Below are 18240 nucleotides of genomic sequence, written 5' to 3' on the forward strand. Positions count from 1 at the left end.
TCCAATGAAATTCAGTGAACTCTGGTTACGCGAATGGGTAAATCCAGCCCTGGACAGCGACGCGCTGTCTGAGCAAATCACCATGGCCGGTCTGGAAGTGGACGGCGTGGAGCCGGTTGCCGGTGCCTTCCACGGCGTCGTCGTGGGTGAAGTGGTGGAGTGCGGCCAGCACCCGAACGCAGATAAACTGCGCGTCACCAAAATTAACACCGGCGGCGATCGCCTGCTGGATATTGTCTGCGGCGCGCCAAATTGCCGTCAGGGCCTGAAAGTAGCGGTGGCGACCGTGGGTGCCGTGCTGCCGGGCGATTTCAAAATCAAAGCCGCTAAACTGCGTGGCGAACCGTCAGAAGGCATGCTGTGCTCCTTCTCTGAGCTGGGGATTTCCGACGATCACGCCGGCATCATTGAGCTGCCAGCGGATGCGCCAGTGGGAATGGATATTCGCCAATACCTGCAGCTGGATGACAACACCATTGAAATCAGCGTAACGCCTAACCGCGCTGACTGCCTCGGCATCATCGGCATTGCCCGCGACGTGGCGGTGGTGAACGGTCTGCCGCTGAACGCACCGGCGATTGAACCAGTCCCGGCCACCCTCTCTGATACCTTCCCGATTCGGATCGACGCCACGGATGCCTGCCCGCGCTACCTCGGCCGGGTGGTAAAAGGCATCAATGTTAAAGCGGAAACCCCGCTGTGGATGCGCGAAAAACTGCGTCGCTGCGGTATTCGCTCTATCGATCCGGTGGTAGACATCACCAACTATGTCCTGCTGGAGCTTGGCCAGCCGATGCACGCGTTCGACCTTGACCGCATTGATGGCGGCATCGTGGTGCGCATGGCAAAAGAGGGCGAAACCCTGACGCTGCTGGATGGCAGCGAAGCGAAACTCAGCAGCGATACGCTGGTGATTGCTGACCATCATAAAGCGCTGGCCATGGGCGGCATCTTCGGGGGTGAGCACTCCGGCGTCAACACAGAGACGCAGAACGTTCTGTTTGAGTGCGCCTTCTTCGATCCGCTGGCGATTACCGGTCGTGCGCGTCGTCATGGACTGCACACGGACGCGTCGCACCGCTACGAGCGTGGTGTTGATCCGGCGCTGCAGCATAAAGCGCTGGAGCGCGCTACCCGCTTGCTGCTGGACATCTGCGGCGGTGAAGCGGGTCCGATTATCGACCAGACCGATGCCTGCAAACTGCCGCCGCGTGCCACCATCACGCTGCGCCGCGAAAAGCTGGACCGCCTGATTGGCCACGCGATCGCGGATGAACAGGTCACCGATATTCTGACGCGCCTCGGCTGTGACGTCACCGCAGGCAACGGCGAATGGCAGGCGGTTGCACCGAGCTGGCGCTTCGATATGGCGATTGAAGAAGATCTGGTGGAAGAGGTCGCACGCGTTTACGGCTACAACAACATCCCGGATGTCCCGGTTAAAGCCAGCCTGATCATGACGCAGCATCGCGAAGCGAACCTGTCACTGAAGCGGGCAAAAAACCTGCTGGTGGATAAAGGGTATCAGGAAGCCATTACCTACAGCTTCGTCGATCCAAAAATTCAGCAGCTGCTGCATCCGGGTGAAGAGGCACTGATTCTGCCCAGCCCGATTTCCAGCGATATGTCCGCCATGCGTCTGTCGCTGTGGACCGGTCTGCTGGGTGCGGTGGTGTATAACCAGAACCGTCAGCAGGGCCGCGTGCGTCTGTTTGAAAGCGGTTTACGTTTTGTGCCTGATACGCAGGCCGATCTCGGCATCCGCCAGGATCTTATGCTGGCTGGCGTACTGAGCGGCAACCGCTACGAAGAGCACTGGGATCTGGCGCGTCAGACGGTTGACTTCTATGATTTGAAAGGCGATTTAGAGTCGCTGCTGGAGTTAACCGGTAAGCTGGACGCCATTTCATTCCGCGCCGAAGCGAATCCGGCGCTGCATCCGGGACAGAGCGCGGCCATTTATCTGGGTGAGGAACGTATCGGATTTATCGGTGTGGTACATCCGGAACTGGAGCGTAAACTGGATCTCAACGGCCGCACCTTAGTGTTTGAACTGCTTTGGAATAAGGTCGCAGACCGCGTACTGCCTGACGCGCGCGAGATTTCACGCTTCCCGGCGAACCGTCGTGATATTGCCGTGGTGGTGGCCGAAAGCGTGCCAGCAGCAGATATCATTGCGGAGTGTAAGAAAGTTGGCGTAAATCAGGTAGTTGGCGTAAACTTGTTTGACGTGTACCGTGGTAAGGGCGTAAACGAGGGTGAAAAGAGCCTCGCGATTAGCCTGATTTTGCAGGATACCAGCCGGACACTCGAAGAAGAGGAGATTGCTGCGACCGTTGCCAAATGCGTTGCAGCATTAAAAGAGCGATTCCAGGCAACCTTGAGGGATTGAACCTATGGCGCTTACAAAAGCTGAAATGTCAGAGTACCTGTTTGAAAAACTCGGGTTGAGCAAACGCGACGCCAAAGAGTTGGTGGAACTTTTTTTTGAAGAGGTTCGCCGTGCGTTGGAAAACGGAGAACAGGTAAAGCTGTCTGGATTTGGTAATTTTGATCTGCGTGACAAAAACCAGCGTCCGGGCCGTAACCCAAAGACGGGGGAAGATATTCCGATTACCGCCCGTCGCGTGGTGACTTTCCGTCCCGGGCAGAAGTTGAAAAGCCGCGTGGAAAACGCGTCACCCAAGGATGCTGACTGATTTCAGTACCACAAAAAGGCCGCGCAGCGGCCTTTTTTATTGCCTGCGCGCGTCATCAGCGCCACGGCTTTCTTTTTGCTGCAATCTCTCTACAATCCAATCACCGTTTTCTCAGCCTATCTCCTCTATGACTCTGCTGGATCAGCTTGCCCGCCAGTCCGATCAGCGCAGCCAGCGCTGGCTGCTGGCGCTCAGCGTGGCGGTAATATTGCTGCTGGTACTCAGCCTGTGCGCCGGCGACAGCTGGATTGCGCCGGCGCGCTGGTTTTCTGTCGAAGGCAAACTCTTTGTCTGGCAGCTGCGCCTGCCGCGCACGCTGGCTGTGCTGCTGGTGGGCGCAGCGCTGGCGGTGTGCGGCGTGGTGATGCAGGCATTGTTCAGTAATCCACTGGCGGAGCCGGGCCTGCTGGGCGTCTCAAACGGCGCCGGTATCGGGCTGGTGCTGGCGGTCCTGCTTGGCAATGGCGCGCTGTGGAGCCTGGCGCTGGCGGCCATGGCCGGCGCGTTGCTGATTACCCTGATTCTGCTGCACTTCGCGCACCGCCAGCTTTCGGTGACGCGCCTGCTGCTGACCGGCGTGGCGCTGGGCATTATCTGTAGCGCCATCATGACGTGGGCGGTGTACTTCAGCACCAGCCTCGACCTGCGCCAGCTGATGTACTGGATGATGGGGGGCTTCAGCGGCATCGACTGGCGCTACGGCTGGATGATGCTGGGTCTGCTGCCGGTCACGCTGGCGCTGCTGGCCAGTGCGCGCACGCTGAACCTGCTGGCGCTGGGTGAAACCTCCGCTCGCCAGCTGGGCTTACCGCTGCTGCTGTGGCGCAATCTGCTGGTCCTTGCCATGGGCTGGCTTACGGGCGTCAGCGTGGCGATGGCCGGCGCGATTGGTTTTGTCGGACTGGTCATTCCGCATCTGCTGCGCCTGAGCGGCTTAAGCGATCACCGTTATCTGCTGCCGGCAGCCGCGCTGGCCGGTGCGGCGGTGTTGCTGGCGGCGGATATCATTGCCCGCCTCGCCCTGACCGCAGCGGAGCTGCCGATTGGCGTGGTGACCGCCACGCTGGGCGCACCGCTGTTTATCGTGCTATTAGTGAAGTCAACGCGCTAGCTGCAGCTGGCGGTATGCAATCAACCACAGGAACGGACAATGCAGATTTATCAGACAGAACTGGAAACGCTGGACGGCGAAAAAACTACCCTGGCAGCGTATGAAGGCAAGGTATTACTGGTGGTCAACGTGGCGTCAAAATGCGGTCTGACGCCGCAGTATGAGCAGCTGGAGGCGTTGCATAAAGCCTGGCAGGCGAAAGGTTTCAGCGTACTAGGCTTCCCGTGCAATCAGTTTCTTGAGCAGGAACCGGGCAGCAACAGCGAGATCAAAACCTTCTGCAGCACCACCTATGGCGTGACATTCCCGATGTTTGCCAAAACTGAGGTTAACGGCGAGCAGCGCCACCCCCTGTATCGCCAGCTGGTTGAGTCCCAGCCTGAAGCCGAGCGCCCGGCGGGCAGCGGCTTTCTGGAGCGTATGGTGAGCAAAGGGCGGGCACCGAAAGCGCCAGGCGATATCCTGTGGAATTTTGAAAAATTCCTGATTGATAAACAGGGGAAGGTGATTGCCCGCTTTGCGCCGGATATGACGCCGGACGATCCGCTTATCCTGCAGCGTATTGAGCAGGCGCTGGCGGCCTGAGTGTTACTGCAGTGTCAGAACCTCTGCGTTGCCGGACGGCTGGCCCCCGTCAGCCTGACGCTGCGCAGGGGCGAACTGGTGCATGTGGTGGGGCCAAACGGCGCCGGTAAGAGCACGCTGCTGAGCGTGCTTGCCGGGATGCTGCCGGCGCAGGGTGAGATTACGCTGGCGGGGCAGCCGCTGGCCTCGCTCAGCGGAGCCGCGCTGGCACAGCGCCGCGCCTGGCTGCCGCAGCAGCAGGCGGCGCCGGTTTCCCTGCCGGTGTGGCATTATCTGCGGCTGCATTTACCGCCGCTGCCTGCCGATGCGGATACGGTTCTGCAGGCGGTGCTGGCGCCGCTCGGCCTGCAGGACAAGCTGCGCCATACGCTGAGCCAGCTTTCTGGCGGCGAGTGGCAACGCGTGCGGCTGGCGGCGGTGATACTGCAGGTGCATCCGGCCCTGAATCCACGCGGGCAGCTGCTGATCCTGGATGAACCCATGACGGCGCTTGACGTTGCCCGGCAGCGCGCAGTGGACACGCTGCTGGCGCAGCTGTGTGAGGCGGGTATTGCCGTGCTGGCCAGCGGACACGATCTGAACCACTCGCTGCGGCGTGCGTCAATAGTGTGGCTGATGCAGCAGGGCGAGGTGATGTGTCAGGGGCCTGCGACCGAGGTATTGACGGCCGCGCGGCTGACGCCGCTTTATCAGACTGTGTTCCGGCAAATCGACACGCCTGACGGCCCGCTGCTGTTTATCCCCTAGCTTGCGTGCCGTGCCGCTTTGCCGCTACAGTGTCAGCCGGATGACGGTTCAAAAGGACACTGCTGATGCGGGTGACGCTTCTTCTTTTTTTTGCCTTACTGCTGGCAGGCTGCAGCCATCATGCGCCGCCGCCCAATGGCCGTCTGTCTGACTCCATCACGGTCATCGCGCAGCTCAATGAACAGCTCAGCCGCTGGCGCGGTACGCCGTATCGTTACGGCGGCTTAAGCCGCAGCGGCGTGGACTGTTCCGGCTTTGTCTACCTCACGTTCCGCGACCGTTTTGACCTGCAGTTGCCACGCTCCACGCGGGCGCAGACCGACATCGGTACCCGCATCGATAAAGCCGATCTGCTGCCGGGTGACCTGGTCTTTTTCAAAACCGGCAGCGGAGAGAATGGGCTGCACGTGGGTATTTATGATACCGATAACAGCTTCATTCACGCCTCGACCAGTCAGGGGGTAATTCGCTCCTCGCTGGATAATGTCTATTGGCGAAAAGTTTTCTGGCAGGCGCGCCGCATCTAAACGCATTGTCCATAAAGCAGAAAAATGGCGCAAAAAGCCAACGATTTTTGCGCGTAAATAATTCATTATTTTTGTGCTGATATAACTCTTCTTAAAATTGGTACTTTACGCCAGCCCGGATTAATACTAAAACTAGCGCTAACTTAATTTAATCAGTACGGATTTAAACCTGTGCATTTGGCTTAAGTATTTTGAGATGCATAAAATGGCGCAATGGGACAAAAAACGCCTTCTCTTCCCACGTTTGGTCCTATTGCCTGGCTGTTTTCATTGATATACGATGCGCCAATTGCCACTGCTTCTGGCTGTTAAAATGAAAGTCCATTTATCTGCCGACTATCAGTCGGAAACCTGGTTCTACCCAGCCTACACACTGGCAGGCCAGCTCACAGCGGTCGAGCTGGTTACACAATTTGTCCACGACAGTGCTCCCATTACGCTGCCGCAGGACCTGCTGTTGCCGCAGTTAGACGATGCACAGCAATTACGCCTGCTGCAGAGCCAGCTTTTGCTGCTGGAAAAATACCGCGACTTTTTTGAGTCCCGGCAAATAATTGCGCTAATCCGAATTGATGAATCGATGGCGGCGACGCTATTAGCCAGTGAATTTCTGTTAAGAAAATTCAGACAGCTTTCTTTTATTGTGCTGGATGTCAGCGAAACGTTTCCGCAATTATCGCTGGGGAAATCTCATCCGCTGCTTGGCGCGCTGCAACATGAATTTCGCTTATCACTTTCTCAGTTTGGCGCCGGAAAAGCGCCGGCCACTGCTGTTTATGATAATGTGTTTAGCGTGTTAAAACTGGATAAAGCCTTTATTCAGGAACTGGCAAAACGCGCCTCATTTACACCTTTCATTCAGGCAGTTATCGATAATTTTTCTGCTCACGCACAGCAGATCATTATTTGCGGTATCGACAATAATGCCCTGCTGGAGAAAGTCAGCACCCTGACGGGCGCGCAAATGCAGGGTAGCCTGTTTTCGGTTGTCCAGGCGGAACGGTTAAACGATCTCATCTATCCTGACGTCACGCTGCAAACCCCTTCACAGCACTAAACCTTTCACCTGTCTTCTGTGCCACGCCGGCAGTAGACTACGCTTAACACTCACTATGCAATGCGGGTGCCGCTGTGCTGCGCACCTTCTGGAGTATCGATGCAATTTATTAATAGCTGGCAGCGTGAGTTGCCGGGATTCTATACGTCGCTGTCACCGACGCCGCTGGCGGGTGGGCGGCTGTTTTATCACAATGCACCGCTGGCGAGCGAACTGGAACTGGACGAGGCGCTGTTTGCCGGAGACGGACATGGCGTCTGGAGCGGTCGCGCATTGCTGCCGGGCATGGCGCCGCTGGCGCAGGTCTACAGCGGCCATCAGTTTGGCGTCTGGGCCGGTCAGCTGGGCGATGGCCGCGGTCTGCTGCTGGGCGAGCAGCAGCTGACCAACGGGCGACGGGTTGACTGGCATCTGAAAGGGGCGGGCTTAACGCCGTATTCGCGCATGGGAGATGGCCGGGCGGTGATCCGCTCCAGCGTGCGTGAATTTCTCGCGTCGGAAGCGCTGCATCACCTCGGCATTCCGACTACGCGCGCGCTGGCGCTGGCCGTGGGCGATGAGCCGGTGCAGCGCGAAACCCGCGAGCGGGGGGCCATGCTGATGCGCATCGCAGAAAGTCATCTGCGCTTTGGCCATTTTGAACACTTCTATTACGGCGGCGAGCAGGAGAAAGTGCGGCAGCTGGCGGACTATGCGATTCGCCATCACTGGCCGCAGCTGCAGGAGGAAGCGGATCGCTATCTGCTGTGGTTTACCGATGTGGTACAGCGTACGGCGCGTCTGATTGCCCTGTGGCAAAGCGTGGGGTTTGCGCATGGCGTCATGAACACTGATAACATGTCGATTCTGGGCTTAACGCTGGATTACGGCCCGTATGGCTTTCTGGATGACTATCAGCCGGATTTCATCTGCAATCACAGCGATTATCAGGGACGTTATTCATTTGAAAACCAACCGATGATTGGGTTATGGAATCTCAACCGGCTGGCACACGCGCTCTCCGGGTTGCTCACCACGGAGCAACTGAAACAGGCGCTGGCGCAGTACGAGCCGGAACTGATGCGCGTCTGGGGCGAGAAAATGCGCGCCAGACTCGGTCTTCTGACCGCCGACGCCAGTGATAATACCATTCTTACCGGTCTGCTGACCCTGATGACGCAGGAGCGCAGCGACTATACGCTGACCTTCCGCCTGCTGAGTGAAACGCAGCAGCAGGAGGCGCGCTCTCCGTTACGCGATGAGTTTATCGATCGCGACGCGTTTGATCGCTGGTATGCGCAGTACCGCCAGCGACTGCTGCAGGAGCAGGTCAGTGATGAGGCGCGTCAGGCGGTAATGAAAGCGGCCAACCCGGCGCTGGTGTTGCGCAACTACCTGGCGCAGCAGGTGATTGACGATGTGGAGCAGGGTAATACCGCGGCGCTGGAAAAGCTGCACCTTGCGCTGCAGCAACCCTTCAGTGATGCGGCCGTCAGCGCCGAACTGCGCCAGCGGCCACCGGAGTGGGGAAAAACGCTGGAGGTCAGTTGCTCCAGCTGAAGCACTCAGAAGCGGCTGTCAACGGCGGCCGCCAGCGTCGCCAGCACTGCGGCGCTGTCTTCCCAGCCAAGACACGGATCGGTGATGGACTGGCCGTAGGTCAGCGGCTGGCCGCTGACGACCTTCTGCTGACCTTCCTCCAGGAAGCTCTCAATCATCACGCCGGCAATCGCCCGTGAACCGGCGCGGATCTGCCCGGCGACATCGTCCGCAACGTCACGCTGGCGGCGGTGCTGCTTCAGGCAGTTACCGTGGCTGAAGTCGATCACCAGCTGCTCCGGCAGGTTGAACTCGCGCAGGCTGGCGGCGGCCGCCGCCACGTCTTCAGCATGGTAATTGGGCTGACGTCCGCCGCGTAAAATCACATGTCCGTGCGGGTTGCCGCTGGTCTGATAAATGGTCATCTGGCCGTTTTTGTCCGGAGACAGGAACATATGGCTGGCGCGCGAGGCGCGAATGGCATCGACCGCAATCTGTACGTTACCGTCGGTGCCGTTTTTGAAGCCGACCGGACAGGAGAGCGCCGAGGCCATTTCACGGTGAATCTGACTTTCGGTGGTGCGTGCGCCAATGGCTCCCCAGCTGATCAGGTCAGCAATAAACTGGCCGATCACCATATCAAGGAACTCCGTGGCGGTGGGCAGACCCAGCGCGTTGATATCCAGCAGCAGCTTGCGGGCAATGGCGATGCCGCGGTTTACGTCAAAGCTGCCGTCCAGATCCGGATCGGAGATCAATCCTTTCCAGCCCACCACGGTACGCGGTTTTTCAAAATAGGCGCGCATGACGATTTCCAGGCGGTCCTGATACTGCGTGCGCAGCGCATTCAGGCGGGCGGCGTATTCCAGCGCGGCTTTCGGATCGTGCAGCGAGCAGGGGCCAATGATCACCAGCAGGCGGGGATCTTCACCGGTCAGGATGCGCGCAATACGCTGGCGCGCGGCCGTCACGCTGGCGGCCACGTCCGCCGAAACAGAATGTTGTTGCGCAAGGGCAGCCGGGGTCAGCAGGCTGCCGATGCGTGCCGTACGCAGTTCATCGGTTTTGTTCATGGGGGATTCTCAAAGCTGTTCTTCGCAACGGTGAAATACCGGGAAGTGATGAGGGTCACAATAAACCATTGGTCTGCGAATTCAACCAGCGAAATCAAACGGGTATAAAAATCTGCCGGCAGCCGGGCTTTACGCGATCGCCGGCTGCGGCAGTTTCGCCTTAATACATGCTGCGCTGCAGCCCCATGATGTCGAGGATCTTGGTGGCGATCTCTTCCACCGAATAGTTGGTGCTGTTGAGGTAGCGAATCTGATGCTGGCGGAACAGCGCTTCCACTTCACCGACCTCCAGCCGGCACTGTCGCAGCGAAGCATAGCGGGTATTCTCTGCCCGCTCCTGGCGGATAGCGGCGAGACGCTCCGGATCGATTGTCAGGCCAAACAGCTTATGCTGGTGCGCGCGCAGGGCGGGCGGCAGCTTCAGGTTGTCCATATCGTCGGCAATAAACGGGTAGTTTGCGGCGCGCACGCCAAACTGCATGGCAAGATAGAGGCTGGTGGGGGTTTTACCGCAGCGCGACACGCCCAGCAGAATCACCTGCGCATCTTCCAGCCCGCGCAGCGAGATGCCGTCATCGTGCGCCAGCGTATAGTCAATGGCGGCAATACGCGCATCGTATTTCCCCAGATTGCTGGCGGTCAGGCCGTGGGTGCGGTGGGCGACCGGCATCGACGCGACGCCGAGCTCACTTTGTAACGGCGCCACCAGCGCCTGCACGATATCCTGACAAAAGCCGTCGCTCTCCAGAATGATGTCGCGCACCTCGGGCGTCACAATTGAGAAAAAGACCAGCGGGCGCACACCGCTCTGCTGATACAGGGCGTTAATCTGCGCTTTTACCGCCTGTGCGCGCTGCACGTTCTCCACAAAGGGCAGCGTCACGCTGTGGGTACTGACCGGAAACTGAGATAACACCGCATGGCCCAGCACTTCTGCGGTAATGGCCGTTCCGTCAGAGATATAAAACACGCTACGTTCGGTGCTCATCCGTATCTGTTTCCTCTTCGTCGCAGGGCAATAATTAATAACAGTATTTCATTTTAATTCATAACAAAATGAATTATCCATATTGAGCGAAGCGGTACGGAATTTTCTGCCGCACCGCAAATTCCATATTAGATGAAATCCTCACGGGAAAAGTGTTAATTCCTCTCCTTTTTAATCATGGCTGCGAAATAAGTCTGCGAACAGTTGCGCAACAAAAAAGGGCGATAAATCACTGAAAACAGGATGGTATCAGGCAGGCAAGGCGCTGCGCGAAAATTAGCATGTTGCGCAACATGATCATTTACCGGGAGTAGTCCGAATTTTGATTTCTTTTTCTGCTTTAACGATTCAACACTTAGAGTTTATTTAGTGGTTGTGCCAGGCTGGTCTGGCGAATAGCAACATGTTCCATGTGCTTTAATCATTTAAAAGGATAATCTCAATGTCCAATCTAGACCAACAGTCCTTAGTGCTCTGGTACAACCAGCTTGGCATGCATGATGTTGATCGGGTGGGGGGCAAAAATGCGTCCCTGGGAGAAATGATTACCAATTTGTCGTCGCTGGGTGTGTCCGTGCCGAACGGCTATGCGACCACATCTTACGCCTTCAATCAGTTTCTCGATCAAAGCGGACTGAACCAGCGTATTTATGCCCTGCTGGATGAAACGGATATTGATGACGTTGCCGCGCTGGCGCAGGCGGGCAAACAGATTCGTCAATGGGTCGTGGACACGCCGTTCCAGCCTGCGCTGGAAGAGGCGATTCGCACAGCGTATGAGCAGCTCTCTGCTGATGACGCCGATGCCTCTTTTGCGGTGCGCTCTTCCGCGACTGCGGAAGATATGCCGGATGCCTCCTTTGCCGGTCAGCAGGAGACTTTCCTGAACGTGCAGGGCTTTGATGCGGTATTGATTGCCGTGAAGCACGTTTTCGCCTCGTTATTTAACGATCGCGCCATTTCCTACCGTGTGCATCAGGGCTACGACCACCGTGGCGTAGCGCTGTCGGCGGGTATTCAGCGTATGGTGCGGTCCGATCTCGCCTCCTCGGGTGTCATGTTCACCATTGATACGGAATCCGGCTTCGATCAGGTGGTCTTTATCACTTCGGCGTACGGCTTGGGTGAGATGGTGGTGCAGGGCGCGGTCAACCCGGACGAGTTTTATGTCCACAAGCCGACGCTGGCAGCCGGCCGGCCGGCAATTGTGCGCCGTACGATGGGCTCGAAAAAAATTCGCATGGTATACGCCGATTCGCAGGCGCATGGCGAACAGGTGCGCATTGAGGATGTTGATCAGGCGGCGCGCGATCGCTTTAGTCTGACGGATGAGGAAGTGCAGGATCTGGCGCGCCAGGCGGTGCTGATTGAGCAGCATTACCAGCGCCCGATGGACATTGAGTGGGCCAAAGATGGTCACACCGGCAAGCTATTTATCGTCCAGGCGCGTCCGGAAACGGTGCGCTCGAATGGTCAGGTGATGGAACGCTATAACCTGCAGGGCAAAGGCCAGGTGCTGGTGGAGGGCCGGGCGATTGGCCACCGTATCGGCGCGGGTGAGGTCAAGGTCATCCACGATATCAGTGAAATGCACCGCATTGAGAAAGGCGATGTGCTGGTCACCGATATGACTGACCCGGACTGGGAACCGATCATGAAGAAAGCCTCGGCGATTGTCACCAATCGCGGCGGCCGGACCTGCCATGCGGCGATCATCGCCCGTGAGCTGGGCATTCCGGCAGTGGTGGGCTGCGGGGATGCAACCGAGCACCTGCAGGATGGTCACAAGGTGACGGTGTCCTGTGCCGAAGGCGATACCGGCTACGTCTATAATGACCTGCTAGATTTTGAAGTGACCAGCTCCCGGGTGGATACCATGCCGGATTTGCCCCTGAAAATTATGATGAACGTGGGCAACCCGGACCGCGCTTTTGATTTTGCCTGCCTGCCCAATGAAGGCGTCGGGCTTGCGCGGCTGGAGTTCATAATTAACCGCATGATCGGCGTGCACCCGAAAGCGCTGCTGGAGTTTGAGCAGCAGACGCCAGAGCTGCAGGCGCAGATCCGCCAGATGATGAAAGGCTTTGACGATCCGGTCGAGTTCTACATTGCCCGCCTGACGGAAGGGATTGCCACGCTGGGCGCAGCCTTCGCCCCGAAGCGGGTGATTGTGCGTCTCTCTGATTTCAAATCAAACGAATATGCTAACCTGGTGGGCGGCGAGCGTTATGAGCCGGAAGAAGAGAACCCGATGCTCGGCTTCCGCGGCGCGGGCCGTTACGTGGCGGATAGCTTCCGCGACTGCTTCGCGCTGGAGTGTGAAGCGGTGAAGCGCGTGCGTAACGAAATGGGGCTGACCAACGTCGAGATCATGGTGCCGTTTGTCCGTACCGTGGACCAGGCGGAAGCCGTGGTGGCCGAGCTGGCGAAACAAGGCCTGAAGCGCGGTGAAAACGGGCTGAAGGTGATTATGATGTGCGAAATCCCCTCTAACGCCTTGCTGGCAGAGCAATTCCTGCAGCATTTCGACGGCTTCTCGATTGGCTCCAACGATATGACGCAGCTGGCGCTGGGGCTGGATCGCGATTCCGGCGTGGTCTCCGCGTTGTTTGACGAGCGCAACGACGCGGTGAAAGCGTTGCTGTCGATGTCCATTCAGGCGGCGAAGAAGCAGGGCAAATATGTCGGCATCTGCGGACAGGGGCCGTCAGATCATCAGGATTTTGCTGCCTGGCTGATGGAGCAGGGCATTGACAGCCTGTCGCTTAATCCGGATACCGTGGTGGAAACCTGGCTGAGCCTGGCGGAGCTGGATGGCGCAAAAGCCTGATTTATCCGTGAAATAGCGCGTTCGGGACAATCCGGACGCGTTACGGCTAAAAACCATGAAGGCCAGCACTGCTGGCCTTCTGTTTTACTGAATTGCAGGCAAAAAAAAGCCCATCACAGGGGATGGGCAAAGACTACACACAGCAATTCTTCACTTTACTCAGGGGAAAAGGGTGATTAAAAATCAGTAGGTTGATTCAAAACATACGCAACATGTTATTCATCGCCGCCGCCTGCGTCTTTAAGAATCCTCTTATTAGTTTAAAGTTGATAATCTTTTGTGGCCTTTTTACCCCCTTCGCACGCAAAATCCAGTGCGAAAAATAATCATTCGAACGGTGAAAACAGCGCAAAGCGGCGAAAAGTGCGTTTTTTCTTAAAAATCATTAATGAAAAAAACCGCTGCAGGCCGGAATTCGCCGTCGCCGGGTTAATGAGGTTTAGCCAGCGTAAAGTATGGGCGCACGCTAAAGCAGAAGCGCAGAGGCTGTTATGACGGGATGGGGCGGCAACGCCAGCGATAAACGTGCCTTGCGACGCGCTCTCACTGATAAGTGATGCGCCACTGTAACACCGGCTGCGCTGGCAGCCTCTACCGGCGGCCTCGCCGGGAAGACACCGGTTCCGGGACAGAAAGCTCCACGCTCTGCTGACGTTTAACTTAGCGCGCAGCGTTGCCGGCCACGCCGCGCGCCAGGCACGTCAGGGCAGTTCTTCTTCGTGTTCGGTTAAGGCTTCAATGGCCGTTTCCGGATCGTCATCAGGGGCGGGCGCTTCATGCATCCATACCGATACCAGCCGGTACGACACCGCCAGCACCACCGGCCCGATAAACAAGCCAATCATGCCAAAGGCAATCAGCCCGCCGATAACGCCGGATAAAATCAGGATCATTGGCAGATCGGCGCCCATGCGAATCAGCACCGGGCGCAGCACGTTATCCAGCGTGCCCACCACACAGCTCCAGATCAGCAGCACGGTTCCCCAGGTGGTATCTCCGCTCCAGTAGAGCCAGATGATAGCCGGCACCAGCACGATCAGGGGCCCCAGCTGCACCAGGCAGGTCAGAATCATCAGCACGGTTAACAGCGTGGCGTAAGGGATGCCGGAAATCGCCAGGCCAATGCCGCCCAGCACGCCCTGCACCAGCGCGGTCACAACCACGCCGAGCGCCACCGCACGGATTGCCTGCCCGGCCAGCAGCACGGCCGCGTCGCCGCGCGGTCCGCCCATCCGGTAAGCAAAGTGACGAATGCCTTGTCCTACCTGCTCACCGCGCCAGTAAAGCAACACGCTGAACAGCAGCATCAGGCCGAGATGCAGCATAAAGCGGCCAAAATGGCCGGCCTGAGCAACAAAGAAGCCGGTGGTACGCCCGATATAGGGCTGAACCTGGCGCATAATGGCTGAGCCGCCGCCATCCACCAGTTTGTGATAATTGAGATAAAGCTTACCGCCCACGTACGGAATATCATGCAGCCAGGCCAGATCGGGCAGCACCAGATGCCGCTGCGTGGCCCAGGCAATCACCGGTGCGCTGTTGTCAATCAGGCTGCTGACCAGCAGCGCAATCGGAATGATAAACAGCAGCAGCAGCAAAAAGGTCATGGCGACGACGGCCAGAGAGCGGCGGCCCCACAGCAGGTGCTGCAGGCGAATCATCAACGGCCAGGTGGCGATGACCACCATGCTGGCCCAGGCAAAGCCGAGAATAAACGGCTGAACCACCCAGAGACAGGCGATGATCATCAGCAGAATGAACATCAGCGAAAACAGAATCTGCGGTAAGTCCATACCGCGTTGCAGGTTTTTCATAACGACGTTTAACCTCAAATAATCCTTCGTGAAGCGGCGGAGAACGCCGGGCTCATGATGATCTATTTCCTGAAAATTAAACAGAAAAAAGCCGCGCCGCCGCGGCGCTTTCCGGAAAAAACAGCGGGCGTGAAAAAAATATGATAAAACCAGTGACTGAAAAAACTTAACCACGCAAACGTTTACAACATCCCGGTCACGAAATAATGATCCCACAGATTTCTCAGGCACCCGGCCTCGTTCAGCTGGTGCTGACATTCCTGCAGGCCCTGAAAGAACAGGGTTTTACCGGCGATACCGCCACCAGCTATGCCGATCGCCTTTCGCTGTCCACGGACAACAGTATTTACCAGCTGCTGCCTGACGCTGCGCTGTTTCCGCGTTCCACCGCCGATGTGGCGCTGATTGCCCGCCTGGCAGGCGAAGCGCGGTTTAAAACGCTGGTCTTTACACCACGCGGCGGCGGCACCGGCACCAATGGCCAGTCGCTTAATCAGGGCATTGTGGTCGACATGTCGCGCTACATGAATCGCATCCTGGAAATCAATACGGAACAGCGCTGGGTGCGGGTCGAAGCGGGTGTGGTTAAAGATCAGCTTAACGCGTGGCTCAAGCCCTACGGTTTCTTTTTCTCGCCGGAGCTCTCAACCAGCAATCGCGCGACGCTCGGCGGCATGATCAATACGGATGCCTCGGGTCAGGGGTCGCTGGTGTATGGCAAAACCTCCGATCACGTAGAGGGCCTGCGTGCGGTCCTGCTGGGCGGCGACATTCTGGATACCCGCGCCATGCCGGTGGGGCTGGCCGAACAGCTGGCCGCGACGCCAACGCCAGAAGGGCGCATTTACCGCGAAGTGATCGATCGCTGCCGGGCACAGCGCGATGTGATTCTGGAAAAGTTTCCCCGGCTGAACCGCTTCCTCACCGGTTATGATCTGCGCCACGTCTTCAGTGACGATATGCAAATCTTTGACCTGACGCGACTGCTGTGCGGCGCTGAAGGCACACTGGCCTTTATTACCGAGGCACGTCTCGATATTACGCCCATCCCGCAGGTGCGGCGGCTGGTCAATATTAAATATGACTCCTTTGATTCCGCACTGCGCAACGCGCCCTTTATGGTGGAGGCGCAGGCGCTGTCAGTGGAAACGGTCGATTCCAAAGTGCTTAACCTGGCACGCGAAGACATCGTCTGGCACTCCGTGAAAGAGCTGATTGCCGATGTGCCGGATAAAGAGATGCAGGGGCTGAATATTGTTGAGTTCGCGGGCGACAACGCTGCGCTGATCGAGCAGCAGGTCAGTGCTCTGTGCAGCCGGCTGGATGAACTGATGGCGCAGCAGCAGGGGGGCGTAATTGGCTACCAGCTGTGCAACGATTTAGCCGGAATCGAGCGTATCTATAACATGCGCAAAAAAGCGGTGGGGTTGCTGGGCAATGCCAAAGGGCGCGCCAAACCGATTCCGTTCGTTGAGGATACCGCCGTGCCGCCGGAGCAGCTGGCGGATTACATTGTCGCGTTCCGCGCGCTGCTCGACAGCCACGGACTGAGTTACGGCATGTTTGGTCATGTCGATGCCGGCGTGCTGCACGTGCGCCCGGCGCTGGATATGTGCGACCCTCAGCAGGAGATGCTGATGAAGACGCTCTCCGACGAAGTGGTGGCGCTGACTGCGCGCTACGGCGGTCTGCTGTGGGGAGAGCACGGCAAAGGTTTCCGCGCACAATACAGCCCGGACTTTTTTGGCGAAACGCTCTTCACCGAGCTGCGACGCATCAAAGCCGCGTTCGATCCGGATAACCGCATGAACCCCGGGAAAATCTGTACGCCACTGGGCAGCAATGAACCCATGATGCAGGTCGATGCGGTGAAACGGGGAACCTGGGATCGTCAGATCCCGCTCACGGTGCGTAATGACTGGCGCGGCGCGATGGAGTGTAATGGAAACGGACTGTGCTTTAACTTTGATGCCCGCAGTCCGATGTGCCCGTCGATGAAGATTACCCGTAACCGGATCCACTCACCCAAAGGGCGGGCAACCCTGACGCGCGAGTGGCTGCGGCTGCTGGCGGAGCAGGGCGTTGATCCCTCACAGCTGGAAAACGCGCTGCCGGAACAGCGCGCCAGCCTGCGGACGCTGATCAGCCGTACCCGTAATTCCTGGCATGCCAGGCAGGGCGAATACGATTTTTCTCACGAAGTGAAAGAAGCGATGTCCGGCTGTCTGGCCTGCAAAGCCTGTTCAACGCAGTGCCCGATCAAAATTGATGTACCGGATTTTCGCGCCCGCTTTTTGCAGCTCTACCACACCCGTTATCTGCGACCGGTAAGTGACCACCTGGTGGCGGCGGTGGAGAGTTATGCGCCGCTGATGGCCAGAGCGCCGCGGGCATTTAACTTCTTCCTTAAGCAGCCGTGGATGCGGGAATTCAGTAAAAACCACATCGGCATGGTCGATCTGCCGTTGCTCTCATCGCCCAGTCTGCGTCAGCAGCTGAGCGGCCATGCGGCGATGAGCCTGACGCTGGAGCAGCTGGAAGCGCTGGACAGCGCGCAGCGCGAGCGTTGTGTGCTGGTGGTGCAGGATCCCTTTACCAGCTACTACGAAGCGCAGCTGGTGACGGATTTTATCCGGCTGATTGAGAAGCTGGGATACCGGCCGGTGCTGCTGCCGTTCTCACCGAACGGCAAGGCACAGCATGTTAAAGGTTTCCTGCAGCGTTTTGCGCGCACCGCCCGCAAAACGGCGGACATGCTCAACCGCGTGGCCCGGCTGGGGATGCCGCTGGTTGGCGTCGATCCCGCCACGGTGCTCTGCTATCGCGACGAGTATCAGCAGGTACTGGGCGAGCAGCGCGGCGATTTTAAGGTGCTGCTGGTGCATGAGTGGCTGCAGCAGGTGCTGGCGGATCGGCCAGTGGAAATCGCCAGCGGTGAAGCCTGGTATCTGTTTGCTCACTGCACGGAGGTGACGGCACTGCCGGCCACCCCGGCCCAGTGGCAGACTATTTTTGCCCGCTTTGGCGCGAAGCTGGAAAATATCAATGTCGGCTGTTGCGGCATGGCTGGCACTTACGGTCATGAACGGCAAAATCTGGAGAATTCGCTGGGCATTTATGCGCTCTCCTGGCATCCGCAGATGCAGAAATTACCGCGTCAGCGCTGTCTGGCGACCGGGTTCTCCTGCCGCAGTCAGGTTAAACGCGCCGAAGGTAACGGCATGCGCCACCCGCTGCAGGCGCTGCTGGAATTGATGTAAACAAATTGTAGGAGCCGTCACAAAGCTGGAT

12 protein-coding genes, 1 other RNA gene and 1 pseudogene are annotated in these 18240 nt (G+C 58.0%); 10 read left to right on the plus strand and 4 right to left on the minus strand.

From position 1 onward, the window contains the following. Window positions 1–4: 4 nt before the first annotated feature. The 8 genes and pseudogenes from pheT (at window position 5) to D8B20_RS07630 (ending at window position 8265) form a co-directional block, all read left to right on the plus strand. Window positions 5–2392 carry a phenylalanine--tRNA ligase subunit beta gene (pheT, locus tag D8B20_RS07595; protein WP_145888301.1) on the plus strand — a complete coding sequence of 796 codons (2388 nt, stop codon included), beginning with the start codon at window positions 5–7 and terminating at the stop codon, window positions 2390–2392. Window positions 2393–2396: 4 nt separating this feature from the next. After that, a complete protein-coding gene (ihfA, locus tag D8B20_RS07600) occupies window positions 2397–2699 on the plus strand; it encodes an integration host factor subunit alpha (protein WP_021506246.1) in 303 nt (100 codons plus the stop codon). Window positions 2700–2826: 127 nt separating this feature from the next. Then, entirely contained in the window at window positions 2827–3810 is a 984-nt protein-coding gene (gene btuC / locus D8B20_RS07605; RefSeq protein WP_145888302.1) for a vitamin B12 ABC transporter permease BtuC, read from the plus strand. A 39-nt stretch (window positions 3811–3849) separates the two neighbouring features. After that, complete coding sequence (locus D8B20_RS07610; RefSeq protein ID WP_145888303.1) at window positions 3850–4395, plus strand: glutathione peroxidase; 546 nt, start codon at window positions 3850–3852, stop codon at window positions 4393–4395. 27 nt (window positions 4396–4422) lie between these two features. Further along, window positions 4423–5142: pseudogene (btuD, locus tag D8B20_RS07615) on the plus strand (vitamin B12 ABC transporter ATP-binding protein BtuD); the annotation flags it as partial. Window positions 5143–5207: 65 nt separating this feature from the next. Beyond that, entirely contained in the window at window positions 5208–5669 is a 462-nt protein-coding gene (locus tag D8B20_RS07620) for a C40 family peptidase (protein WP_145888305.1), read from the plus strand. 313 nt (window positions 5670–5982) lie between these two features. Then, the gene (locus D8B20_RS07625) at window positions 5983–6726 is read left to right on the plus strand and encodes an EAL domain-containing protein (RefSeq protein WP_145888306.1); all 744 of its coding nucleotides are present in this window, start codon (window positions 5983–5985) and stop codon (window positions 6724–6726) included. Window positions 6727–6825: 99 nt separating this feature from the next. Then, complete coding sequence (locus tag D8B20_RS07630) at window positions 6826–8265, plus strand: protein adenylyltransferase SelO (RefSeq protein WP_145888307.1); 1440 nt, start codon at window positions 6826–6828, stop codon at window positions 8263–8265. A gap of 5 nt (window positions 8266–8270) precedes the next feature. Here the strand turns inward: D8B20_RS07630 and D8B20_RS07635 are convergent, their stop codons facing one another. Together D8B20_RS07635 and ppsR are read right to left on the minus strand one after the other, a co-directional pair. After that, window positions 8271–9317 (minus strand): 3-deoxy-7-phosphoheptulonate synthase, encoded by a 1047-nt coding sequence (locus tag D8B20_RS07635; protein ID WP_145888308.1) that lies wholly within the window; start codon window positions 9315–9317, stop codon window positions 8271–8273. 160 nt (window positions 9318–9477) lie between these two features. Beyond that, window positions 9478–10311 (minus strand): posphoenolpyruvate synthetase regulatory kinase/phosphorylase PpsR, encoded by an 834-nt coding sequence (gene ppsR, locus D8B20_RS07640; protein ID WP_145888309.1) that lies wholly within the window; start codon window positions 10309–10311, stop codon window positions 9478–9480. A gap of 436 nt (window positions 10312–10747) precedes the next feature. On the opposite strand from ppsR, the gene ppsA reads away from it, so the two are divergent. Then, the gene (gene ppsA / locus D8B20_RS07645) at window positions 10748–13135 is read left to right on the plus strand and encodes a phosphoenolpyruvate synthase (protein WP_145888310.1); all 2388 of its coding nucleotides are present in this window, start codon (window positions 10748–10750) and stop codon (window positions 13133–13135) included. Window positions 13136–13233: 98 nt separating this feature from the next. Here the strand turns inward: ppsA and rprA are convergent. After that, window positions 13234–13340, minus strand: an RNA gene (rprA, locus tag D8B20_RS07650) — antisense sRNA RprA. Between the two features lie 496 nt (window positions 13341–13836). Next, window positions 13837–14949: an AI-2E family transporter YdiK gene (gene ydiK / locus D8B20_RS07655; protein WP_145888311.1), complete on the minus strand. Its 1113-nt coding sequence runs from the start codon at window positions 14947–14949 to the stop codon at window positions 13837–13839. A 206-nt stretch (window positions 14950–15155) separates the two neighbouring features. Between ydiK and ydiJ the strand changes: the two genes are divergently transcribed. After that, the gene (ydiJ, locus tag D8B20_RS07660) at window positions 15156–18209 is read left to right on the plus strand and encodes a D-2-hydroxyglutarate dehydrogenase YdiJ (protein WP_145888312.1); all 3054 of its coding nucleotides are present in this window, start codon (window positions 15156–15158) and stop codon (window positions 18207–18209) included. Window positions 18210–18240 lie beyond the last annotated feature (31 nt).

The organism is Candidatus Pantoea soli (assembly GCF_007833795.1).
Classification (GTDB): domain Bacteria; phylum Pseudomonadota; class Gammaproteobacteria; order Enterobacterales; family Enterobacteriaceae; genus Pantoea; species Pantoea soli.